Annotated in this window: 20 protein-coding genes and 1 pseudogene; 11 read left to right on the plus strand and 10 right to left on the minus strand. The window is 72.3% G+C overall.

All coding sequences use genetic code 11. From position 1 onward, the window contains the following. Positions 1–2,478 carry a phenylalanine--tRNA ligase subunit beta gene (pheT, locus tag EDD30_RS31035; RefSeq protein ID WP_071807032.1) on the plus strand — a complete coding sequence of 826 codons (2,478 nt, stop codon included), beginning with the start codon at positions 1–3 and terminating at the stop codon, positions 2,476–2,478. Positions 2,479–2,524: 46 nt separating this feature from the next. Here the strand turns inward: pheT and EDD30_RS31040 are convergent, their stop codons facing one another. The 9 genes and pseudogenes from EDD30_RS31040 to EDD30_RS31080 form a co-directional block, all read right to left on the minus strand. Continuing rightward, entirely contained in the window at positions 2,525–3,283 is a 759-nt protein-coding gene (locus EDD30_RS31040) for an SAM hydrolase/SAM-dependent halogenase family protein (protein ID WP_071807031.1), read from the minus strand. 76 nt (positions 3,284–3,359) lie between these two features. Next, positions 3,360–3,821 (minus strand): cytidine/deoxycytidylate deaminase family protein, encoded by a 462-nt coding sequence (locus EDD30_RS31045; RefSeq protein WP_071807030.1) that lies wholly within the window; start codon positions 3,819–3,821, stop codon positions 3,360–3,362. 27 nt (positions 3,822–3,848) lie between these two features. After that, positions 3,849–4,805: a serine hydrolase gene (locus EDD30_RS31050; protein ID WP_071807029.1), complete on the minus strand. Its 957-nt coding sequence runs from the start codon at positions 4,803–4,805 to the stop codon at positions 3,849–3,851. Between the two features lie 91 nt (positions 4,806–4,896). Beyond that, positions 4,897–5,542, minus strand: a pseudogene (locus tag EDD30_RS31055) (response regulator). A 1-nt stretch (position 5,543) separates the two neighbouring features. Further along, positions 5,544–7,013 carry a sensor histidine kinase gene (locus EDD30_RS31060; RefSeq protein WP_084556614.1) on the minus strand — a complete coding sequence of 490 codons (1,470 nt, stop codon included), beginning with the start codon at positions 7,011–7,013 and terminating at the stop codon, positions 5,544–5,546. Beyond that, a complete protein-coding gene (locus tag EDD30_RS31065; protein WP_123678600.1) occupies positions 7,010–8,329 on the minus strand; it encodes an FtsX-like permease family protein in 1,320 nt (439 codons plus the stop codon). Before EDD30_RS31065 ends, EDD30_RS31060 begins: the two co-directional genes overlap by 4 nt. Beyond that, positions 8,326–9,045: an ABC transporter ATP-binding protein gene (locus tag EDD30_RS31070; RefSeq protein WP_123678601.1), complete on the minus strand. Its 720-nt coding sequence runs from the start codon at positions 9,043–9,045 to the stop codon at positions 8,326–8,328. Before EDD30_RS31070 ends, EDD30_RS31065 begins: the two co-directional genes overlap by 4 nt. A gap of 52 nt (positions 9,046–9,097) precedes the next feature. After that, positions 9,098–10,027, minus strand: a complete 930-nt coding sequence (locus EDD30_RS31075; protein WP_170047480.1) for a phosphotransferase — start codon at positions 10,025–10,027, stop codon at positions 9,098–9,100. A gap of 12 nt (positions 10,028–10,039) precedes the next feature. Further along, positions 10,040–12,283, minus strand: a complete 2,244-nt coding sequence (locus EDD30_RS31080; RefSeq protein ID WP_071807517.1) for an exo-beta-d-1,3/1,6-glucosidase — start codon at positions 12,281–12,283, stop codon at positions 10,040–10,042. A gap of 228 nt (positions 12,284–12,511) precedes the next feature. Between EDD30_RS31080 and EDD30_RS31085 the strand changes: the two genes are divergently transcribed. Continuing rightward, the gene (locus tag EDD30_RS31085; protein ID WP_143162846.1) at positions 12,512–13,147 is read left to right on the plus strand and encodes a hypothetical protein; all 636 of its coding nucleotides are present in this window, start codon (positions 12,512–12,514) and stop codon (positions 13,145–13,147) included. A 147-nt stretch (positions 13,148–13,294) separates the two neighbouring features. Continuing rightward, positions 13,295–13,966, plus strand: coding sequence for a hypothetical protein (locus tag EDD30_RS31090; RefSeq protein WP_143162847.1), 672 nt, complete (start codon positions 13,295–13,297; stop codon positions 13,964–13,966). On the opposite strand, the gene EDD30_RS31095 is transcribed toward EDD30_RS31090, so the two are convergent. Further along, the gene (locus EDD30_RS31095; protein WP_071805968.1) at positions 13,963–14,304 is read right to left on the minus strand and encodes a hypothetical protein; all 342 of its coding nucleotides are present in this window, start codon (positions 14,302–14,304) and stop codon (positions 13,963–13,965) included. The genes EDD30_RS31090 and EDD30_RS31095 overlap by 4 nt on opposite strands. A gap of 233 nt (positions 14,305–14,537) precedes the next feature. On the opposite strand from EDD30_RS31095, the gene argC reads away from it, so the two are divergent. The 8 genes from argC to argG all read left to right on the plus strand — a co-directional run bounded on the left by argC (position 14,538) and on the right by argG (position 22,378). Next, positions 14,538–15,539 (plus strand): N-acetyl-gamma-glutamyl-phosphate reductase, encoded by a 1,002-nt coding sequence (gene argC, locus EDD30_RS31100; protein WP_071805967.1) that lies wholly within the window; start codon positions 14,538–14,540, stop codon positions 15,537–15,539. After that, positions 15,536–16,708, plus strand: coding sequence for a bifunctional glutamate N-acetyltransferase/amino-acid acetyltransferase ArgJ (gene argJ, locus EDD30_RS31105; protein ID WP_071805966.1), 1,173 nt, complete (start codon positions 15,536–15,538; stop codon positions 16,706–16,708). The genes argC and argJ overlap by 4 nt, the downstream gene beginning before the upstream one ends. Then, positions 16,705–17,571 carry an acetylglutamate kinase gene (argB, locus tag EDD30_RS31110; RefSeq protein WP_071805965.1) on the plus strand — a complete coding sequence of 289 codons (867 nt, stop codon included), beginning with the start codon at positions 16,705–16,707 and terminating at the stop codon, positions 17,569–17,571. The genes argJ and argB overlap by 4 nt, the downstream gene beginning before the upstream one ends. Before the next feature lie 76 nt (positions 17,572–17,647). Further along, complete coding sequence (locus tag EDD30_RS31115; protein ID WP_071805964.1) at positions 17,648–18,805, plus strand: acetylornithine transaminase; 1,158 nt, start codon at positions 17,648–17,650, stop codon at positions 18,803–18,805. After that, a complete protein-coding gene (gene argF / locus EDD30_RS31120) occupies positions 18,802–19,728 on the plus strand; it encodes an ornithine carbamoyltransferase (protein WP_071805963.1) in 927 nt (308 codons plus the stop codon). The genes EDD30_RS31115 and argF overlap by 4 nt, the downstream gene beginning before the upstream one ends. After that, positions 19,728–20,231: an arginine repressor gene (locus tag EDD30_RS31125; protein ID WP_071805962.1), complete on the plus strand. Its 504-nt coding sequence runs from the start codon at positions 19,728–19,730 to the stop codon at positions 20,229–20,231. The genes argF and EDD30_RS31125 overlap by 1 nt, the downstream gene beginning before the upstream one ends. Then, positions 20,228–21,130 carry a hypothetical protein gene (locus EDD30_RS31130; protein ID WP_244945463.1) on the plus strand — a complete coding sequence of 301 codons (903 nt, stop codon included), beginning with the start codon at positions 20,228–20,230 and terminating at the stop codon, positions 21,128–21,130. The genes EDD30_RS31125 and EDD30_RS31130 overlap by 4 nt, the downstream gene beginning before the upstream one ends. Beyond that, a complete protein-coding gene (gene argG, locus EDD30_RS31135; RefSeq protein WP_071805961.1) occupies positions 21,131–22,378 on the plus strand; it encodes an argininosuccinate synthase in 1,248 nt (415 codons plus the stop codon). Positions 22,379–22,381 lie beyond the last annotated feature (3 nt).

The following is a 22,381-nucleotide window of genomic DNA, read 5'->3' on the forward strand; positions in this document are numbered from 1 at the left end:
ATGAAGCTGTCCCTGTCCTGGCTGCGCGAGTACGTCGAGCTGCCGGCGCCCGTCGACGTCGCCGAGCTCGAACGGCGGCTGATCGGCCTCGGCATCGAGGTGGAGTCCATCGTCGACCAGGCCGCGACGATCAAGGGTGACCTGGTCGTCGGCCGGGTGCTGGAGATCGAGGAGCTGACCGGCTTCAAGAAGCCGATCCGCTTCTGCCGCGTCGACGTCGGCAACCCGACGCCGCAGGAGATCGTCTGCGGCGCCCGCAACTTCGTGGCCGGCGACCTCGTCGTGGTGGTCCTGCCCGGCGGCGAGCTGCCCGGCGGCTTCACCATCGGTGCGCGCAAGACGTACGGGCGCAACTCCCACGGCATGATCTGCTCCGCGGCCGAGCTCGGGATCAGCGACGACCACTCCGGCATCATCGTGCTCCCGCCGGAGACGGCCACGCCCGGCGCCGACGCCCGCCCGGTGATCGGCCTCGACGACGTCATCGTCGACCTGGAGATCACCCCGGACCGCGGCTACCAGATGAGTGTGCGAGGGATCGCCCGCGAGCTCGCGTACGCGTACGGCACGGCGTACACCGACCCGGGTCTCTCCCCGGCCGCGACCGCCACGGACGAGGTCCCGTACGAGGTCACCATCGAGGACACGTACGGCTGTGACCGTTTCGCGGCGCGCGTGGTCCGGGGCATCGACCCGTCCGCGCCGTCGCCGGCCTGGATGCAGCGCCGGCTCATCGCGGCCGGCGTCCGGACCATCTCGCTCGCCGTCGACATCACCAACTACGTGATGCTCGAGCTGGGCCAGCCCATGCACGTGTTCGACCTCAATCTGCTGCGCGGCGGCCTGGTCGTGCGCCGCGCCAGGCCGGGGGAGAAGCTGACCACCCTGGACGGTGTCGCGCGTGTGCTCGACGCCGAGGACATGGTGATCTGCGACGACACCGGCCCGATCTCGCTCGCCGCGGTCATGGGCGGCGAGACCAGCGAGGTCCAGCCGGGCACGGTGGACGTCCTGCTCGAGGCCGCCCACTGGGACCCGGTCATGGTCGGCCGTACGGCCCGGCGGCACAAGCTGTTCAGCGAGGCCGCCAAGCGCTGGGAGCGCGGCGTCGACCCGCGGCTGCCCCTGGTCGCGCTCCAGCGGGCGGTCGACCTGCTCACCGCCCACGCCGGCGGCACGGTCGACGAGCGGGTGCTCGACCTCGACCACGTGGCGGGGCCCGCGCCGGTGCACCTGCCGACCGACCTGGCGAGCAACCGGATCGGTCTGGCGTACCCGCCTCAGCAGGTCGCCGAGCTGCTGGGCCAGGTCGGCTGCACGGTCGCCGGCGCCGAGCCGCTCGAGGTGACGCCGCCGTCGTGGCGCCCCGACCTGGTCGCGCCCATCGACCTGGTCGAGGAGGTGGCCCGGCTCGGCGGCTACGACGCCATCCCGAGCGTGCTCCCGCCCGCCCGCGGCGGCCGCGGCCTGACCGAGCAGCAGTTGCGGCGGCGTACGGTCGGCCGGGCCCTGGCGGAGAACGGCTACGTCGAGGTGCTGTCGTACCCGTTCGTCGCCCCCGGCGCGGCGGACGCATTCGGCCTGGCGCCCGACGACCCGCGCCGCAGCGCGGTCAAGCTGACCAACCCGCTGTCGGAGCAGGAGCCGCTGCTGCGCACTTCGCTGCTGCCGCCGCTGCTGGCGACGCTGAGGCGCAACCTGGGCCGCGGCGAGCGTGACCTGGCGATCTACGAGACGGGTACGGTGTTCCTGCCGCACCTGACGACCACGGCACCGCCGGCGCTCGGCGTGGACCACGGGCCGTCCGAAGAGGACTGGGCCGCGGCGAATGCGATCGTCCCGGAGCAGCCGTGGCACCTCGCGGCGGTGCTCACCGGCGACGTGACCCCGGCCGGCTGGTGGGGCGCGGGACGCCCGGCCACCTGGTCGGACGCCGTCGAGGCGGCCCGCATCGCCCTGTCGGCGGCCGGCATGACCCCGCAGCGTGTCACGGTCGAGGCGGCCGCGTACGCGCCGTGGCACCCCGGCCGCTGCGCCGCGATCGCCGTCGACGGCAAGGTCATCGGTCACGCGGGCGAGCTGCACCCGGCCGTCCTGTCCGCGCTCGAACTGCCCAAGCGCACCTGCGCGATGGAGCTCGACCTCGACGCGATCCCGGCCCGGCCGGTCACCCAGGCCACGAAGATCTCCAGCTTCCCGCCGGCCCTCATCGACGTCGCCCTGGTGGTGCAGTCGGGGGTGCCGGCGGCCACGGTGGAGGCGGCGCTGGCGGCGGGCGCGGGCGAGCTGCTCGAGTCGGTACGACTCTTCGACGTGTACGCCTCGGAGCAGCTCGGCGAGGGGCTGAAGAGCCTGGCGTACAAGCTGACCTTCCGCGCCGCGGACCGTACGCTGACCGTCGAGGAAGCCGTGGCGGCCCGCGACGCCGCGGTGGCCGAGGCCTCGGCCCGCACGGGGGCGACCCTGCGCGGCGCCTGAGTGACCGTCGTGATGGCCGGGTCCCACCAGGGGCCCGGCCTTCTCGTCAACGTGCGATCTCGATCGGTGTGCCAGCGGGAGGATTCCCGAAGATCTCTGCCGCATTCCCGCCCCGCGCGAACAACTCGTAGCAGGCCCGCCCCGCCCATCCGGAGCTGCCCGGCGCGAACGAGATCGTTCCGGAGGCAACGGTGAAGACGCCGTCGCTGACCATCGCCTCGGCCTCGGCGTCACCGATGCGCACCCGGACCGTCGTGCCGGCCTCGGCCGGGGCGTCGTACCAGCTCGTCTTCAGGTTGCCGTACCCGTCGGTGTAGACCACAGCCCGCTCGGGGGCGGGCGCGACGCTCACCGGCTCGCCGAGCAGACTGCCGTCTCCGCGCGCCAGCCGCGCGACGGCGGCGGGAAAGACGTCCCGGGAACGGAACTGCGACCCCGCGTCCGGCACGTTCACCGCCCGCAGCGGCACCCCCGCGGCGGCGAGGAACGACAGGCTGGCCCCGGCCGCCACCCCCACCACCAGCACCCCGGAATCGAGGCGTGCGGCGACTAGCCGCTCCCCGGCGTTGTCCTCCCGCGGATCGTCCTCATCCTGACGAGGGGCGACGTTGGCGTACACGACCCGGTCGTCCGGCCCCTCCCCGAAGGCGAGTTGAGCCACGCAGAACCCGGCGCTGACGGTATCGAACGGCGGCACCGGAATGGCGGCGACGTCGGCTCCCGGAAGCATCAGCGCGAACCGCTGCCGCACCTCGGCGAAAGCGAGATCCCCGATGCCATAGTCGGCGACGACGGTCACAAGCATGGCTCCAACCTACGGGAAGACCACGGCCGTGCCTGTCGAGTACTGCGAGTCCATCGCCTCAGGGAGGGCGCGGCTACTACTGAGCTGCGATGAAGTGCTGGGCGTTGATCTCGCGGACCAGGGGGCCGAGGTCGTCGATCTCGTCGACGTCGACGCCGGCTTCGCGAAGGGATTCGGCGCCGCGGCAGTCGGCGAGGATGAGTGGTTCGCGCAGGGCGAAGACGACGCGGCCGATGCCTCGGGCGAGGATCAGGCCGGTGCAGGTGCCAGGACGGGATCTCCGTGCGGTGCAGGGTTCCAGGGTGCTGTAGATGGTTGCCTTCGCCAGGTCGGGGCGCGGCACGGCGGCGAGCTTGGCGAGGGCGACTTCCTCCGCGTGGTCGCGCGGGTTCCACTCGCCGGTGTAGCCGGTGGCCAGCGCGTGGCCGTGGTGGTCGACGACGATGGCACCGACGGCGTAGTTGGTGGGTGTCGGCAGTGACAGCCGCGACAGGTCGATCGCGGCGGTCAACCAGCGGCGATCCTCGGAGGAGGCCATGATCGCAAGACTACGGTCCCGGTCGGTTCAGCCGGCCGGGAGGTGGTCGAGGAGGGTACGGCCGATCACCGCGTGGGCCTGGACCGCGGGATGGGTCGAGCCGTAGTTGTCGCGGTCGTCCAGGCCCTCGGCGAACAGCGCGTACGTGAGCTTCGGCTTGCCGTCGCGCCCGAACATGATGCCGGCCTCGTGGCGGGAGGCGCCGAGGTCGTTGAAGTCGGCGCCGTACTTGGTGGCGATGCGGCTGCGTTCCTCCGAGGACATCGTGCGGCGGATGCCGTCGTGGTAGCCGTTGATCGAGCGGGCGATGCTCAGCAGGAATCGGCACGAGGCGGGGGCGAGCAGGGTGCCGGTGGCGAGGCGCCAGAGCAGGTCGTGCATCTCGCGGGGCGTGGTGGTGCCGAGGAAGAAGCGGTGCGGGTTCTCGACCGGTTCCACTCGGGTGTGGGTGAAGCCCTTCGCCGCGAGGATGTCGTTGATCTCGGCCGCCGGTACGACGCGACCGCACATACGGACGGCGGTGTTGTCCGACATCAGCAGCATCGCGGTGAGGAAGTTGGCGACCGTGATCTCGTCACCCCAGACCGCGTGCAGGAAGTAGATGCCGGAGCCTTCGAGGATGATGTCCTGCTGAAGGTCCAGTTTGGTGCCCAGGGTGAGCTGGCCTCGGTCGATCTTGTCCATGACGGCCGCGGCGACGGCGAGCTTCTGCACGCTGTAGCCCTCGGTCACATGGTCGGCGTCGTCCTCGACGATCGGCCGGGGGACACCTGCCGGGTCGACGGCGGCGATATGCGTGTGCCAGGTGCCGCCTGCCTTCGCCTTCTCCTGCTCGTACACGCGGCGGATGACGCGGGGCCCGCCGGTGGAGGCCACGCCGTCGTCGGGTCGCGCGGCGGCGGCAGGGCCGCTCATGCCGGCGGAGACGGCCGCCGCGGCGGCGCCCAGCCCGAGTGCGGAACGGCGGGACAGGTGGGCTGGCATTGCGCTCCCTCGATGATCCGGTGGTCCGTCGGCACGGTAACGCACAACGGACGAGGGCCGCGAGACGATACGGTCTGACCGCGGCGCGTGATTATGAGCGCAGGAACCGGAGGACGGCCAGGACGCGCCGGTGATCCGTACGGTCGCGGGGGAAGGTCGAGTTTGGTGAAGATCGCCGTGACGTGCTTCTCGACGCTGCGCTCGGCGAGGTGCAGCGCGTCGGCGATGGCCACGTTGGAGCGGCCCTCGGCGAGCAGCCCGAGGATCTCGCGTTCGCGGGTGGACAGCCGGGCCAACCCCGCGTCGACCGAGGGCGCGGCGAGAAGCTGCCGGACCACCTCGGGGTCGAGGGCGGTGCCGCCGGCCGCGACGCGCCGCAGCGCCTCGACGAACTCGCCGGTGCTGACGATCCGGTCCTTGAGCAGGTAGCCCACGTGGCCGGCGTGCTCGGCCAGCAGCCGCCGCGCGTAGCTCGTCTCGACCCACTGCGAGAAGACGAGAACCCCGATCTCCGGGTACGCCGACCGGATGGTCAACGCGGCGCGCAGCCCCTCGTCGGTGTGCGAGGGCGGCATCCGCACGTCGACCACGGCGGCGTCCGGCCGCTCGGCCGCGACGGCGTCGAGCAGGGCATCGGCGTCGGCGACCGCGGCGACGACGTCGATGTCGTGCTCACCCAGCAGCAGCACGATGCCCTCCCGCAGCAGCGGATTGTCCTCCGCGATGACGACGCGCACGTCAATCCTTCCGGGGTAGCAGCATGGTCACGGTCGTCGGCCCGCCCACCGGCGAGTCGACCTCGAGGCGGCCGTCAAGGGCGGCGGCCCGCCGAGCCAACCCGGCCAGCCCGGTCCCGGCCGACCCGGCGGCCCGCCCGGCCCCGCCCGGCCCCGCCCCGGTCGGCGCGGGCTGCGCGGGCACCGCGTGCGCGGTGGGCTGCACGGGCGTCGCGTGTGGGGCGGGCGGCACCTGCGAGGCAGGTCGCGCCTGCAAGGCGGACAAAGCGGGCGGCACGAGTCCGGTCGGCGTGGGGACGGGCGGCGCGGGCCGGGGCGGCGCAGGGACGGGCGGCGCGGAGGTGGGCGGTGCGGGCCCGGTCGGCGTGGGGACGGGTGGTGTGGGAGCGGCTCCGCCGTGGCCGTCGTCGGTCACCGTCAATTCCAGCCAGCGGCCCTGCTCGTGGACGGCTATCGCCGCGCGGGTGGCGCCGGAGTGCCGGGCGATGTTGGTCAGCAGCTCCGCCACCGCGAAGTACACCGCCGACGCCGTCTCGTCCGGCGGGCGCCGGGGCAGGTCGACGATGACCGACGCCGGGACCGCGCTGCGCCCGGCCAGAGTGGACAGGGCCACCTCGAGGCCGTCGTCCAGGGCCGGAGGGTGCAGGCCGCGGACGATGTCGCGCAGTTCCGCGAGGGCCTCGGTCACGGTGCCGCGGGCATCGGCGGCCAGGGCGCGGACGGCGTCGTCGGCGCTGCGGTGCTCGATGCGGGCCAGCGTCAGCCCCAGGGAGACCAGCCGGGCCTGGGTGCCGTCGTGCAGGTCTCGCTCGACGCGGCGCATCAGCGCCGTCGCGTCCTGCTGCAGGGCGGCGCGACCCGCCTCGAGCTGGGCGATGCGGCGGGCCGCGCGGCCGGGCCACAGCAGTCCACGGGCGAGCGCGCCGTCGGCCCACACCACGAGGCGCAGGAACCAGGGCAGAGCCAGCAGCAGGGCCGCACCTTGGGCGGCGACCCACCAGCTCGCGGGCCAGCTACGGCCGTCGAAACCCAGCTCGGCCGGCAGGAGGAACCACCACACCGGATAGGTGAGCCCCATCGTTCCGAGGCCGAGGGCGATGACCGTCCCGTACGCCCCCACGCAGATCAGCGGGAACCGCAGGAAGAAGTACGTCAGCGCCCGCCATGCCGTCGCGTCGCCGAAGAGGGCGACGATCCGGGCCCGGCGGGTGGTTCCCGGAAGCGGCGGCGGGTCGGGCCAGTCGTGGGCGAGCAGCCGGCGGGCGAACAGGCGGAAGTATCGCGGCATCAGTCGCGCGAGTGCCAGCACCCCGGCCAGCAGCGCCAGGCCGAAGACGACGACCGACAACGCCACGGAGACGATGCCCAGCAGCGACAGGACGAACGCCGGCAGGCTGAGCAGCAGGCCGCTGAGCACGAAGCCCATCTCCCGCCACATGCGGCCACCGCCCCAGACACGCAGCACAATCATCCGACGACCTCGGTCGGCGGGCGCCGTAGTGCCAGGGCGGCCGGCAGGACGGTGCCCGCCGCGACCAGTGTGGCCACCGCCGCGATGCCCGCCGCCAGCCAGGAGCCGGGCAGCCACGGCTTCCAGGTGCCCAGGGCCGTGTGCAGCAGAGGCAGGAGGGTCACCGCCGCCACGGCCGCGGCGACCGCCAGGGCTGTGCCGGTCACCACCAGAGCCTCGCAGATCACGATCGCGAGCGTGCGCCCGCGGGTGCCGCCGGTGAGCCGGGTGACTGCCAGGTCGCGCCGGCGGGCGAGGATCGCCGTGACGAGCGTGTTGACCGCCGCGATCGCGGCGAAGGACGCGTAGGCGCCCGTGCCGAAGAACTCGAGCCAGCGGACCTCGGCCGGGGCGGGGATGCCGGTGACGTGGGTGGTGGTCGCGGTGCGCACGAGTGTCACCGCGGTGAAGGCGATCGCCAGGGTGAGCGGGACGAGCGCGCCGGACAGGGCCCTGGCGTTGACCGCGACCGTGTCGGCGGCCAGCCGGCCGGTGTCGCCCATAAGCCGGGCGAGCGGCGCGGCGACCCGCAGCAGCGCCGGCCCGAGGAGCCCCGCGCCGACGCAGAGGGCGAGCATGACGAACAGCCCGGCCTGGTCGGCGGTGTCGGCGTCGAGGTCCGCGATCACCACCGAGAACACGACGCCGCCCGTGACCAGCATCAGGCCCATGGCGACACGGATCACGCCGATGCGGGACCGGGGCGCCACCGCCTCGGTCAGGGCGACCGCGGGCCGCATCCGGGACGGGCGGACCGCGGCGGCGAGGGCACCGAGCAGGGAGGTGCCGACGGTGACCGCGAACGCGATCGGCAGGGCTCCACCGTGGGCGTGGAAGGTCACCTCGGCCGGCACGATGCCGTGGCCGACGAGGCCGCCGACCCAGGCGCGTCCGGCCAGCATGCCCAGCGGGACGCCGGCGAGCGTGGCCGGCACGGCGACGACGGCGGCCTGCGCGGCGATGGCGCGCCGGACCCGCCCCGGGGTGGCGCCGATCGCCCGGACCAGCGCGATGTCGCGGGCCTGGTGGCGGATCGCGGCGCTCATCGTGACGCCGACGATGATGATCGACAGGTAGATCGACGCCATCAGGAAGAGCAGGCCGATGTCGCCGACGCCGCTGTCGGTCAGGGCCCGGCGCTGGGCCGCGTCCAGCGGTGCCTCCGCCAGCGACGCCGTCAGGCAGAGCCCGGCGGTGACCAGTGCGGCGGCGAGGCCCTGGGTGGCCGCCGGGCCGAGGAACGACCAGGGGTTGCGTCGCAGCGCCTGCCGGATCACGCGGCCACCGCCGATACGCCGCGCAGCCGGTCGGCGATCTCCCGGGCGTCCGGCGCCGGGCCGTCGGCCGCGATGACGCCGTCGCGCAGCAGGACGAGACGGTCGGTCCAGGCGGCCGCCGCCGGGTCGTGGGTGACCATCAGCACCGTGACGCCTTCGCGGTCGGCCGCGTCGCGCAGCAGGCCGAGGATCTGCGCGCCGGTGGACGGGTCGAGGGCCCCGGTGGGCTCGTCGGCGAAGATCACGGCGGGGCCGGTGACCAGCGCCCGTGCGATCGCGACCCGTTGCCGCTGGCCGCCGGAGAGCTCGCCGACGGGCCGGCGGCCGAGCCCGCCGAGGCCCACCGCCTCGAGCACGTCGTCGATCCGGCGGGCGCGGGGGCCGCCGAGGCGGGCGGGGAGGGCGACGTTCTGACCCACGGTCAGCTCGGACAGCAGGTTGTAGGACTGGAAGACGAATCCGACCCGGTCGCGTCGCAGCCGGGTGAGTCTCGCCTCACGCATCCGCGTCACGTCGCGGCCCGTCAGGTGCACCCGGCCGGAGCTGGGCCGGTCGAGCCCCGCCGCGCAGTGCAGCAGGGTGCTCTTGCCGGAGCCGGTCGCGCCCATCACGGCGACGAACTGGCCGGACGGGACGTCGAGGGACACCTCGCGCAGGGCGACGACGCCGCGCGGGTAGCGCCGGGACACGGCGGTCAGGGAGATCACTGATTCCATGCGTCCACCCTGGCGGCCGCGAGTCCGGCGCACAGCGGTGCTGTCCCGTCGATCAAGGTGCGGTTGACCGCACCTCACTCTCCACGTTGGCCCGCAGGATGTTCCAGGACTCCTCGTCGTCGGCGGTTCCCGTGTGCGGGCGGCGGAAGCGATTCACATCCACGCACAGATCGTTGATCAGCCACCGGCGGCGATAGAGCTCCAGCAGCTCCGGCCGTACCTCGATGCCGGTGGCGGCGGTGTAGGCCGCGTGGTCGCCGCCGAGCAGCCACAGGTCGCGTTCCGGCGGGGCCAGCAGCGCGGTCTCCCAGTCGATCAGCTTCCAGCCCGCGGCGGTGTGCATGGTGTTGCCGGGATGAGGTTCACCGTGGGTCAGCACGGACCGTGAGTGGTCGGCCGAGGCGGCGAGCAGGTCGTAGCGTTCCAGCAGAGCGCGGATCGGTGCGGCATGCCGGGCGATCAGGTGGGACGCCCGGACCGCGTACGGTCCGGCGTCCGCGATCTCGTGGCCGGCCAGGGTCGCTTCGAGCGCGTCGCGGTGGGGGATGGCGAAGTCGTCGGTGGTCGCCCGCCGCCCGACCTCTCGCGGTGCGGTGTGCAGGGCCACCAGCATGTCGCGGACGGCGCCTCGATGGTCCTCCGACGGGTAGTCGCCCCACGAGAAGCTTTCACCGTCCACGAACTCGTACAGCGCCGCCGCATACCGCGGGGTGACGCGCACCAGTGGCCGCACCGGGGCCACCACGAACGGCAGGTGCAGCGCGGCGGCGGCGTCGAGGGCCCGGCGCAGCCGCTCGTACGGTGCGTCCAGGTCCTCACCGTCGTGGCGTCGCTTGGCCTCCAGGTCGTCGACGGTGAGGAACCAGCGGTTCCCGGCCGCCCAGTGGTGGCTTCCCCAGCCGACCGGGCGGTAGTGCAGGGAGTCCAGCGAGAAGGCCTCGCGCAGGACCCGCTCGGGCAGATCTTCCGGTGGTGTCAGCACGCCAATGATGATCTACGAGACCCGGAACCGGGCTCGCAGCAGGTTCCGGGGCCGCGAATCGGGGCCGACGAGCAGCTCGAAGTCGCCCGGCTCGACCACGCGTCGCCCGTCCGCCGTCACCAGCGTGCAGTCGGCCGCCCGGATGTCGAGGGCGACCGTGACCGTCTCGCCCGGCGGCACCTCGACCTGCCGGTACGCCTTCAGTTCCCGGGTGGCCCAGGTGACGCTGGTGACGAGGTCGCTGACGTACGCCTGGACCGTCTCGAGCGTGGGACGCCCACCGGTGTTGCGCAGCCGTACGGTGGCCCGGACCGTGCCGTGCATGGGCACGTCGGGTTCGTCGATGCGCAGGTCGGCGTACTCGATGGTGGTGTAGCTCAGGCCCTCGCCGAAGGCGAACAGCGGATCCTGGTCGAGGTCGGCGTAGCGGTCGCCGTGCTGGCCGCGGATCTGGTTGTAGTAGATCGGCTGCTGGCCGACGTGCCGGGCGGCCGAGACCGGCATCCGCCCGGACGGTTCGATGTGGCCGAGCAGCAGTTCGGCCAGGGCCCGGCCGCCGCGCATGCCGGGATTGAAGGCCTGCACGAGCGCGTGGGCGCCCAGCGCGGACGGCGGCAGCACGGCGGGCTTGGAGTTGAGGAGCACGACCACGGTGGGCGTGCCGGTGGCGGCGAGGGCGTCCAGCAGCGCGATCTGACCGCCTTGCAGCTCCAGGGTGGCCGTGGACTTACTCTCGCCGGTCAGCGCCACGGTGTCACCGACCACGACCACCGCGTAGTCGGCGGCCCGGGCGCAGGCGACCGCCTCGGCGATCATCGCGGGCTCGGGCCCGGCGGGCTGCGAGATCGGCGGCCGCGGCTGGCCGTCCTGGTAGAACTCCCCGGCGGGGTCCGGCACCAGACGCTCGATGTCGGCGCCGCGGGCCGTGGTGATGGTCCAGTCCGCCGGGGCGACCGCGCGCAGGCCGTCGAGCACGGTCTCGATCAGCTCGCGCGGCTGGCCACCGGGCATCCAGTCGACCTGCCCGGACGCGCCGGCCCAGTCGCCGAGCTGGGCCTGCGGATCGTCGGCATTGGGGCCGATGACCGCGACCGTCCTCGGCGCGCCGGACGGCAGCGGCAGGGTGCCGTCGTTGCGCAGCAGGACCAGGGAACGGCGGGCCACCTCGAGGTTGAGCGCGGCGTGGTCCGGGTGCCCGATGACCGCGCCCTGCCGGTCTGCGTCGGGGGCGCGCGGGTTCTCGAAGAGGCCGAGCTCGAACTTCAGCCGCAGGACCCGGCGTACGGCGGCGTCGACGTCCTTTTCGGCGAGCAGGCCGCGCCGCACCGCGGCCTGAGCACCCTCGAAGAACGCGGGGGTGGTCATGACCAGGTCGTTGCCGGCGCGGACCGCGACGGCGGCCGCCTCCACCTCGTCGGCGCAGACCTGCTGTTCCCACACCATGCGCCCGACGTTGTCCCAGTCGGTGACGAGCGTGCCGGTGAACCCCCATTCTCCCTTCAGGACGTCGTTGAGCAGCCACGTGTTCGCGGTGATCGGCACTCCGTCGATCGACTGGTAGCCGAGCATGAACGTGCGGCAGCCCGCGCGGGCTGCCCGCTCGAACGGTGGCAGGAACCAGGCCCGCAGCTTGCGTTGGCTCAGGTCGGCCTCGCTCGCGTCCCGGCCGCCCTGCGTCTCGGAATAGCCGGCGAAGTGCTTGGCGGACGCGAGGATCGCGGTCGGATCGGTGAGGCCGTCGCCCTGGTAGCCGCGGACCATCGCCGCGCCGAGCTCGCCGATGAGGAACGGGTCCTCGCCGAACGTCTCGTTCAGCCGTCCCCAGCGCAGGTCGCGGGCGATGCACAGCACCGGCGAGAACGTCCAGTGGACGCCGGTCGCGGACACCTCGACGGCGGTCACCCGGGCGATCCGCTCCACCAGGGCCGGGTCCCAGGTCGCGGCCATCGCGAGCTGAGTGGGGAAGACGGTGGCTCCGGGCCAGAAGCCGTGCCCGTGGATGCAGTCCTCGGCGGTGATCAGCGGAATGCCGAGCCGGGTCCGGGCGGCCAGGTCGATCGCCTCGAGCATCCGAGCCGGGGAGGCGTGCAGGATCGAGCCGGCCAGGCGCGTGATGACCGCGTCCTCGAGGTCCTGCCGGGCGTCGAGCTGGAGCATCTGCCCGACCTTCTCGGCGAGCGTCATCCGGCTCAGCAGATCCTCGACGCGTTGGTCGACGCCCAGGGTGGGATCACGGTACGGGTCGCCAGCAGCCATCGCTCTCCTCCGATGCATCGCCCAGCGCCGGAAGTGTCGCACGGCCGGAACCGGTACCGGCGTCCGCGGGGATCGGCTTTTCGGTCAATTGGTACCGGAACCGAAGCCCGTGGCCCGGGACCAGAGGCGGCGGTGTAGCGTCGGCCTGTCGACAGTCGTCGACAACTGTCGACAGTTGTCGACGCAGGACCTATGCTAGGGCGAAAGAGACCTCCGGGAGGAGTGGTCATGAGAATGGTGAGCATCCGAAACCTCCGCGGCGAGGAACTGAAGCGGTGCGCCCACGCCGGCGAGTTGGTCGGCGTCATGAGGACCCGGCGACTGATCGGCGTCATGATTCCCATAACCCCGAACTGGGTGGCCCACGTCATCGACAACAACTGGTCGCGGGTCCTGCAGAGCGTCACCGAGGGCGAGCGGGCGCTGGCGGACGGCGCCCCGTTGCGCACCCTGGAGAATGCGCTGACCGACGTCGAGATGCCGGTGCCGGCGGGCCGGGGACTGCCGGACCAGGCTCTGCCCATGATGCTGGCGTCCACCGGGCTGATGGACAGCGCGGAGGACGACCTGCCACCGGCGCGCAGCCTGCGGGTCGGCGACCTGTCCGCGGCCGCCATCGAGAAGGCCGGGGAGGCGGGCGAGATCCTGGCCGTCACGCACGCTGGCGAGATGCTCGGCGTGCTCGTGCCGGTGACCCAGCGCCTGGTCGGCTACCTCGTCAACAAGAACATGAGCCGCGTGCTTTACAACATCGGCTACGGCGAGAAGGAAGCCGCCACCGGCGAGCCGATGAGGACGCTGGAGCGGGCGCTCGCCGAGCATTCGGACGTCCTTCGCGCCGGTTCCGCGTCCCCCCGCACCTGAGTTTCGCCGGCGTTTGCGATGACGACGTCACGTCCGATCGCCGTGCCCGGCGTGCCTTTCCTGGACGGTGCCGTCCCGGCGGGGCCTGCGCCGGCCGATGCCTACCTCGCGGCCACCGAGGCCCTGCGCGCCACGACCCGCTGGCTGGTGACCGCCGCGGCCGGGGTGGGTGCGGTTCTGGTCGCGGGTCTGCAACTGACCGGCCTCGGCTCGCTCGGCAGCCAGGAGATACCGCGACTGGTGGCCGCGTTCGCCGGCCTGGTCGTCGCGCTGACCGGCGTCGGCTACATGGTCCTGCGGGCGAGTCAGATTCTGACCACCGAATGGGTGACCCTGGCCGACATCGAGAAAGACATCTTCGATCATCGCGTACGGCAGAGCGCGCAGCGGCAGAGCGGCGGGTCCCGCCCGAAATTCGGCGACCGGATCGGGCGCCTGCGGGATCGGCGGTATCGCCTGCGTGCGGCGATGATCGAAGGGCTCAAGGAGCGGCTCGAATTCATCGCCGAAGAGCTTTTCGGATCATTGGCGACCAGCGTGCCGGATCTTTACGCACAACTCGCCGACGCCAATGAGGCCGCTCGCGGTGCCCCCGATTCCGCCCCGGCCCGCTCCGCCGCCCTGCAGCAGGCGGCGGGCACGGTGGTGGCGTTCGCCAATTTCTACATCACCAAGGAATGGTTCAAGGTGCTGCGGCGCCAGCTCGCGGCCGCGTCGGCGGTGGTGATCGCCGGGGTCCTGGTGTTCGCGTACGCGGCCAACCCGCCGAAGCCGGCCGAGGCCGCCAAGGAGAAGCCCGCAGCGGCGGTCAGCTTCTAGACCTCGCTGTACGGGCCGATCTCGAAGGCGGTGTGCGGCGGCAGCAGGTCGTGGATCAGGAAGCCCATCGACTCGACCCGGCGGCCCTGCTCGTCGCCGAGGCGGTCCAGCTCGGCGCGGCTGAGCGGGCGGTGGATCGCCACCCAGCCCCGAAAGGTCAGCGGCGTAGCGGTGTAGTTCCTGTCGCCGATCTGGAAAACCCAAACATTTTCCGCATTGGGTCCTTGATCGAGCTCTTTGCCCAGGCAGTCGGCGAGATCGTCACGGTCCTGAACCGTCCGGAGATCTCTGATGGCACGCCACGCCGCCGGGGAAAGCACCACTTCGTACTTCGCCACGACGCCTCCTCACTTTGATGGTCAATTCATCGCGGAAGAGCCCCCGCTGTTCGAGTTTCCATACGAATGCATGAAGTGCACGATCACCAGTCGGCTATCCGTCCATAATTTGGATTCGGGCGTTCCCCGCGGGCGCCCGCGCGAGCACCGCGGGGGGTGATCGACGACATACCCGGTTGCCGGACGGTCCCCGGACGTTATACGGTCCTCTGCATAGTCATGCGGAGGTAGGTATGGGAATCCGGGTCGCTGTCGTTGGCGCGAGTGGGTACGCGGGGGGTGAGCTGCTGCGGCTGATCGCCGGGCACCCCGAGCTCGACCTCGCCGCCGCCACCGCGCACACCCAGGCGGGTATGCCCGTCGCGGCCGTACACCCTCAGCTCGCGGGGATGGAACTGACGCTGAGCGCGACCGATGCAGCCGCGCTGGGCGACGCCGATCTAGTCTTCCTCGCCCTGCCGCACGGGCAGTCGGCGGCCCTGGCCGCTCAGCTCGGCGCCGGGGTCAAGGTCGTGGACCTGGGCGCGGACTTCCGGCTCCGAGACGCCGCGGCCTGGGAACGCTACTACGGTGGCCCGCACGCCGGCACGTGGACGTACGGCCTGCCGGAGCTGCCCGGCCAGCGGGAGGCGATCGCGGCGAGCGACCGCGTCGCGAACACCGGCTGCTACGCGGCGGCCGTCACCCTCGCGCTCGCGCCGCTGGTCGCCGCCGGTGTCGCCGATCCGGCCGACGTCGTGGTCGTGGCCGCGTCCGGGACCTCGGGCGCCGGACGGTCGGCGAAGACGCACCTGCTGGGCAGCGAGATCATGGGCGACCTGACCCCCTACAAGGTCGGCGCGCACCAGCACGTGCCCGAGATCAAGCAGGCGTCCGGCGCGGACTCGCTGGCGATGACGCCGGTGCTCGCGCCGATGCCGCGGGGCATCCTCGCCACGGTGAACGCCCGGCCGATCGGCCGCACGCATCCGCGTGACGTGCTGCGGGCCGCGTACGCCGACGAGCCCTTCGTGCACGTACTGCCCGAGGGAGCGTGGCCGCACACCGGCGCCACCCTCGGCGCCAACACCTGCCACCTGCAGGCCACTCTGGACCTCGACTCCGGGCGCATCGTCGTGGTCAGCGCCATCGACAACCTCGGCAAGGGCGCCGCCGGACAGGCCGTCCAGTGCGCCAACCTGATGCTGGGCCTGCCCGAGACGACCGGCCTCTCCACGTTCGGGGTGGCGCCGTGACCGTCACCGCGCCCAAGGGGTTCCGGGCCTCGGGTGTCGCCGCCGGGCTCAAGGCCGGCGGCAACCTCGACGTGGCCCTGGTCGTCAACGACGGTCCCGACGCCGGAGTCGCCGGGGTCTTCACCGCCAACCGGGTCAAGGCCGCGCCCGTGCTCTGGAGCCAGCAGGTCGTCAAGGGCGGCGTGGTGCGCGTGGTCGTGCTGAACTCCGGAGGCGCCAACGCCTGCACCGGCTCCCAGGGCTTCCGCGACACCCACGCCACCGCCGAGCACACCGCGGCGGCGCTGCGCGGCAGGGCGAAGCCGCTGCTGATCGGCGCCGGCGACGTGGCGGTCTGCTCGACCGGCCTGATCGGCGAGCTGCTGCCGATGGACAAGCTGCTGCCCGGCGTGACCGCCGCGGTCAAGGCGCTGGACGCGAGCGGCGGGGAACGCGCCGCCGAGGCGATCATGACCACCGACACGGTCGCCAAGAACGTGCACGTCGTGCGGGACCGCTGGTCCGTGGGTGGCATCGCCAAGGGCGCCGGGATGCTCGCCCCGGCCCTGGCCACGATGCTGGTCGTGCTCACCACCGACGCGGTCGCCGGCCCGGAGGCACTGGACGTCGCGCTGCGCGAGGCGACCCGGCTGACCTTCGATCGGATCGATGCCGACGGGTGCATGTCCACCAACGACACCGTGCTGCTGATGGCCAGCGGGGCCTCCGACGTGCAGCCGACGCAGGAGGAGCTGACCGCCGCGGTCACCGAGGCGTGCGCCGACCTCGCGCGGCAACTCATCACCGACGCCGAGGGCGCCACCAAGCACATCGCCATCGAGGTGCTCGGCGCGGCCAGTGAGGCGGACGCGGTCGAGGTCGGGCGCACGGTCGCCCGCAACAACCTGGTCAAGACGGCGCTGTTCGGCAACGACCCGAACTGGGGCCGGATCCTCGCCGCCGTGGGCACCACGACCGCGGCCTTCGCGCCGGACCGTATCGACGTCGGCATCAACGGCGTGTGGGTCTGCCGGGGCGGTGCGGCCGCGGAGGACCGCTCCAAGGTGGACCTCAGCGGGCGGGACGTCACCATCCAGGTGCACCTGCACGAGGGGGAGATGGACGCGACGATCCGCACCACCGACCTGTCCCACGCGTACGTGCACGAGAACTCGGCGTACAGCACATGACCCCGGCGGAGAGGGCGTCCGTGCTGATCGAGTCGCTGCCGTGGCTCGAGCGTTTCCACGGTGCGACGGTGGTCGTCAAGTACGGCGGCAACGCCATGATCGATCCGGAGCTCCAGCGGGCCTTCGCGGCCGACATGGTCTTCCTCCGGTACGCCGGCATCAAGCCGGTCGTGGTGCACGGCGGCGGCCCGCAGATCTCCAGGATGCTCGACCGGCTGGGCATCGCGAGCGAGTTCCGCGGCGGCCTGCGCGTCACCACGCCGGAGGCGATGGACGTGGTCCGCATGGTGCTCGTCGGTCAGGTCGGGCGGGAGCTCGTCGGCCTCGTCAACGAGCACGGCCCGTTCGCCGTGGGCCTCTCCGGCGAGGATGCGCGCCTGTTCACCGCGGTCCGCCGGCCGGCCGTGATCGACGGCGAACCGGTCGACATCGGCCAGGTCGGCGACGTGGCCGAAGTGGACACCTCGGCGGTCGACGACCTCATCGCCGCCGGGCGCATCCCGGTGGTCGCCGGCGTGGCGCCCGACGCCGCCGGAGTGGTGCACAACGTCAACGCGGACACCGCCGCGTCCGCCCTCGCGGTGGCGCTCGGCGCCCGCAAGCTGGTCGTGCTCACCGACGTGCCGGGCCTCTACACCGACTGGCCCGACACGGGCTCGTTGGTCTCCCAGATCGACGCGGACACGCTGGAGAAGCTGCTGCCCGGCCTGGAGTCGGGCATGGCGCCCAAGATGGAGGCCTGCCTGCGGGCCGTCCGCGGCGGGGTGCCCGCGGCCCACGTCGTGGACGGCCGGGTGCCGCACTCGACATTGCTCGAAGTCTTCACCTCGGAAGGATCCGGAACGATGGTGGTCCCGTCATGAGCGAGCGCAGCGAGCGAATCATCAGACACAGTGCGTTCGTGCCTCATGGCGCCGGCGAGCGAAGCGAGGCGGCGTCATGAGCGCTCTGGTCGAACGCTGGCGGCAGAGCCTGATGAACAACTACGGCACACCGTCGCTGGCCCTGGTCGGCGGCGCGGGCGCGGTCCTGACCGGTGATGACGGCAGAGAGTACGTCGACCTGCTCGGCGGCATCGCGGTCAACGCGCTCGGCCACGCGCACCCGGCGATCGTCCAGGCGGTCACCGAGCAGATCTCGACGCTGGGACACGTCTCCAACTTCTACGTCGCCGAGCCCACGGTCGCGCTCGCCGAGCTGCTGCTCGCCCTCGCCGGCCGCTCCGGGCGGGTCGTCTTCGGCAACTCCGGCGCCGAGGCCAACGAGGCCGCGTTCAAGCTGTCCCGGCTCACCGGGCGCACCCACGTGGTCGCGGCCGAGGGCGGCTTCCACGGCCGCACGATGGGTGCGCTCGCGCTCACCGGCCAGCCGGCCAAGGCGGACCCGTTCCGGCCGCTGCCGGCAGAGGTCACCCATGTCCCGTACGGCGACAGCGAAGCGCTGCGCGCCGCCGTGACCGACCGGACCGCCATGGTCATCCTCGAACCGATCCAGGGCGAGATGGGCGTCGTCGTCCCGCCGCCCGGCTACCTCGCCGCGGCCCGGGAGGCCTGCACCCGCAACGGCGCCCTGCTGGTGCTCGACGAGGTGCAGACCGGCATCGGCCGCACCGGGCACTGGTTCCACCACCAGGGCGAGGGCGTCGAGCCCGACGTCGTCACCCTGGCCAAGGGCCTCGGCGGCGGCCTGCCGATCGGCGCCTGCCTCGCCTTCGGCCGGGCCGCCGACCTGTTCGGCCCCGGCTCGCACGGCACCACCTTCGGCGGCAACCCGGTGAGCTGCGCGGCGGGCCTGGCGGTCATCCGTACGATCGCGGGGGAGGGGCTGCTCGACCACGTCAAGCGGGTCGGCGAGCTGATCCGGCACGGCGTCGAGGGCCTCGGCCACCCGCTCGTGACCGGCGTGCGGGGAGCGGGTCTGCTGCTCGGCATCGGGCTCGCCGAGCCGGTCGCCGCCGGGCTCACCGACGCGCTGCGCGAGCGGGGCTTCCTCGTCAACGCGGTGCAGCCGGACGCGATCCGGCTCGCGCCGCCGCTGATCCTCACCGCCGAGCAGGCGGAGTCGTTCGTCGCCGCCTTCCGGGAGGTCCTACCGTGACCCGTCACTTCCTGCGCGACGACGACCTGAGCCCGGCCGAGCAGAGCGCCGTGCTGGACCTCGCCGCCGAGATGAAGGCCGACCGGTTCCGCTACCGGCCGCTGGCCGGGCCGCGGTCCGTCACGGTCTTCTTCGACAAGGTCAGCCTGCGGACCCGGTTGTCGTTCGAGACCGGCATCGCCGAGTTGGGCGGCAACGCGATCATCGTGGACACCCAGGCCACCCACTTCGGACGCGGCGAATCCCTCGCCGACGCGGGCCGGGTCGTCTCGCGCTACGCCTCGGCGATCGTCTTCCGCACCTCCGGCGACGAGCGGCTCGCGGAGCTCGCCTCGGACGTCGGCGTGCCGGTGGTCAACGCGCTGACCGACGGCTTCCACCCCTGCCAGCTCCTCGCCGACCTGCAGACCGTTCGGGAACGGCTGGGCGGCACCGCCGGGCGCACCCTGACGTACGTGGGCGACACGGCGAACAACATGGCGCACTCGTATGCGCTGGCCGGCGCGATGGCCGGCATGCACGTGCGGCTCGCCGGGCCGGCCGGGTTCGAGCCGCGGCCCGACGTGGTCGCCCGGGCCGGCGAGATCGCCGCCGGTACCGGTGGCTCGGTCCGCGTGCTCCGCGATCCGTACGAGGCGGCAAAGGGCGCCGAGGTGCTGGCCACCGACGCGTGGACCTCCATGGGCCAGGAGGACGACGGCGTCGACCGGCTCACGCCGTTCCGGCCGTACCAGGTCAATGCCGACCTGCTGGCCGCGGCCGCGCCCGGCGCGATCGTGCTGCACTGCCTGCCCGCCCACCGGGGCGAGGAGATCACCGACGAGGTGCTGGACGGGCTGCAGAGCGCGGTCTTCGACCAGGCCGAGAACCGCCTGCACGCCCAGAAGGCGCTGCTGGCCTGGCTCTTGGAGGACCATTCCTGATGACCGGTCCGGGAACGCGGGCAGCGCGGCACGCGCGCATCGTGCAGTTGGTGCGGGACAAGGCCGTACGGTCGCAGACCGAGCTCGCCGACCTGCTCGCCGTCGAGGGCGTGCAGGTCACCCAGGCGACGTTGTCGCGCGACCTCGAGGAGCTGCGGGCCGTCAAGGCCGCGGGCGTCTACCTCATCCCCGAGGACGGGCTGCCCGCGCTGCGCCCGGTCGAGCAGGCCCCGGCGCGGCTCGTCCGGCTGCTGCGCGAGTTGCTGAACTCGGTCGACGTCAGCGGCAACCTGGTCATCCTGCGGGTGCCGCCGGGCGCCGCGCAGTTCCTGGCCAGCGCCCTGGACCGCTCCGGCCTGCCGGACGTCGTCGGCACCATCGCCGGCGACGACACCATCCTCGTGGTGGCGCGCGAACCGGACTCCGACACCGGGTCCGGCGCCCGGCTCGCCGAGAAGCTCACGGCGTGGAGCCGTACGGACAACGAAGGGACCCTGCCGTGATCGCGCAGCAGCCCGCCGTCGAGGCCTTCTTTCCGGGTTTCGCCGACAATATGCAGAAGCTCCAGGCCCACGGGCTCGAGTTCTACCTGGCCTCCAACGACACGCTGCGCCCGTTCCTCAACGAGGCGCCGTACGGCCACAAGCTCACCTGGCTGGACTTCACCGACACGAGCGAGGACAAGGGCTGGGACACCGGCGAATTCCTCAACCTGTTCAACGTCATCAACGGCATCGCGTTCGGCGACCGGGGCATCCCGATGCCGCAGTGGGTGATGGTCGACCTGATCCTGATGCCGTCGGCCGCCGTGATCGCCGCCCTGCCGCAGGCGCAGTTCACCGAGACGCTGGAGACCAGCGCCTTCGACGACGACGCCAAGCGGCACCTGCGCGAGGTCTTCGACAGGGTGAAGCAGAGCGACTACCAGGGTCCCATCCCGATCGGCGGCTACTGCGCGGCGCCCAGCGCGGCGCCCGGCACCTGGGTCGGCTGGTCACTGTGGTCGGTGATGACCAACGTCGGCCTCGGCCGGGCGCTCAAGGCCCTCGCGCTCTCGGTCTACCAGGCGCAGAAGCTCGACGGCGTCACGCAGTACGACAACACCGCGCTGCGGGTGCACACCCGCTTCGGCCGGCTGCGCATCATGGTGGCCACCGTGCCTTTCCACACCGCGCCCGGATCGTTCGTCTATGAGAACGACTTCACCGTTCCCGTGGCCGAGAGCGACCCGGAACCTACGTTCCTGCTGGACCCCTTCGACTACGAGCGTCAGCGGGCCATGCAGAAGGCGATCGAGGCCCGGAAGTGCACCTACTACGTGCTCGCTCCCGGCCACCTCGTCTCACACGGGACGTCATTCGTGCCGATCCTCGAACTCCCGTACCCGTCCGGAGGAAACTGAATGTCCCGCCGCTCGATCGTTCTCGCCTTCTCCGGCGGTCTCGACACCTCGTACGCCCTGGTATCGCTGCGTGAGCAGGGCTGGGAGGTTCTGACCGCCAACATCGACACCGGTGGCCTGCACAGCGGCGAGGCGGACGCGGTCCGCAAGCGTGCCGAGGAGCTCGGCGCCGCGCGGCACTTCGTCGTCGACGCCCGCGAGGAGCTCTACTCCCGCGTGATCACGTACGCGATCAAGGCCAACTACCTGCGCAACAACGGCTACCCGTCCTGTGTGGGAGCCGAGCGCCTGGTGCAGGCCGAGAAGGTCGTGCAGGTCGCCCTCGACAACGGCGCGGACGCGGTCGCCCACGGCTCCACCGGCGCCGGCGCCGACCACGTGCGCTACGACTCGGTGATCCGCGCGCTCGCGCCGAAGCTGGAGATCATCACTCCGATCCGCGACGAGCGGCTGACCCGCGAGTACGAGCGCGACTACCTGAGCGAACGCGGCTTCGAGACGCCGGAGAAGGTCACCACGTACTCGATCAACGAAGGTCTGATCGGCACCTCGATCGGCGGCAAGGAGACGTACGGGTCCTGGGACTACCTGCCCGAGGACGCATGGACGTACACGAAGTCCATCGAGGACGCCCCTGCCTCGGGGGTGGAGCTGATCCTCGAGTTCGTGAAGGGCGAGGTCGTCTCCGCGACCCTGCCGGACGGCACCCCGATCGACGGCACCGGCCCCGGCACGCCCAACTACGCGATCCTGCGCTCGCTCAACGTCCTCGCCGCCGAGCACGGCGTCGGCCGGGGCATCCACATGGGATCGACCATGGTCGGCAACCTTGCCCGGGTGGGCTTCGAGGCGCCCGGCATGCTGACGCTCATCGCCGCGCACCGAGAGCTGGAGCGGCTGGTGCTCAGCAACCGGCAGCAGGCCACCAAGGCCCAGCTCGGGACCGCGTACGGCGACCTGCTGCACGAGGCCGTCTACTACGACCCGATCCTGGACGACTACCGCGCGTTCCTGGACAGCAGCCAGAGCCGCGTCACCGGCCACGTACGGGTGAAGCTGATCAAGGGCAACGTCATTCCCCTGGGCAGCCGCAGCCCGTACAGCCTGCTGGACGCGGCCACCCGGCAGGGCGTCGTCTACGGCTACGGCTCGTCGCTGTGGAACGGCGAGCAGGCCCGGGCCTTCGCGCACATGTACGCCATCCCGGGCGCCATCGCCAGGAACGCGAACTCGCAGGACACCCCCTGAGGT

Source organism: Couchioplanes caeruleus (assembly GCF_003751945.1).
Classification (GTDB): Bacteria; Actinomycetota; Actinomycetes; order Mycobacteriales; family Micromonosporaceae; genus Actinoplanes; species Actinoplanes caeruleus.

Bases quoted from the DNA above. Each gene is read 5' to 3' on its own strand.
- pheT (WP_071807032.1), top strand. From the start codon at position 1: ATGAAGCTGTCCCTGTCCTGGCTGCGCGAGTACGTCGAGCTGCCGGCG.
- EDD30_RS31040 (WP_071807031.1), bottom strand. From the start codon at position 3,283: ATGCTTGTGACCGTCGTCGCCGACTATGGCATCGGGGATCTCGCTTTC.
- EDD30_RS31045 (WP_071807030.1), bottom strand. From the start codon at position 3,821: ATGGCCTCCTCCGAGGATCGCCGCTGGTTGACCGCCGCGATCGACCTG.
- EDD30_RS31050 (WP_071807029.1), bottom strand. From the start codon at position 4,805: ATGCCAGCCCACCTGTCCCGCCGTTCCGCACTCGGGCTGGGCGCCGCC.
- EDD30_RS31060 (WP_084556614.1), bottom strand. From the start codon at position 7,013: ATGATTGTGCTGCGTGTCTGGGGCGGTGGCCGCATGTGGCGGGAGATG.
- EDD30_RS31070 (WP_123678601.1), bottom strand. From the start codon at position 9,045: ATGGAATCAGTGATCTCCCTGACCGCCGTGTCCCGGCGCTACCCGCGC.
- EDD30_RS31080 (WP_071807517.1), bottom strand. From the start codon at position 12,283: ATGGCTGCTGGCGACCCGTACCGTGATCCCACCCTGGGCGTCGACCAA.
- EDD30_RS31085 (WP_143162846.1), top strand. From the start codon at position 12,512: ATGAGAATGGTGAGCATCCGAAACCTCCGCGGCGAGGAACTGAAGCGG.
- argC (WP_071805967.1), top strand. From the start codon at position 14,538: ATGGGAATCCGGGTCGCTGTCGTTGGCGCGAGTGGGTACGCGGGGGGT.
- argB (WP_071805965.1), top strand. From the start codon at position 16,705: ATGACCCCGGCGGAGAGGGCGTCCGTGCTGATCGAGTCGCTGCCGTGG.
- EDD30_RS31115 (WP_071805964.1), top strand. From the start codon at position 17,648: ATGAGCGCTCTGGTCGAACGCTGGCGGCAGAGCCTGATGAACAACTAC.
- EDD30_RS31125 (WP_071805962.1), top strand. From the start codon at position 19,728: ATGACCGGTCCGGGAACGCGGGCAGCGCGGCACGCGCGCATCGTGCAG.
- argG (WP_071805961.1), top strand. From the start codon at position 21,131: ATGTCCCGCCGCTCGATCGTTCTCGCCTTCTCCGGCGGTCTCGACACC.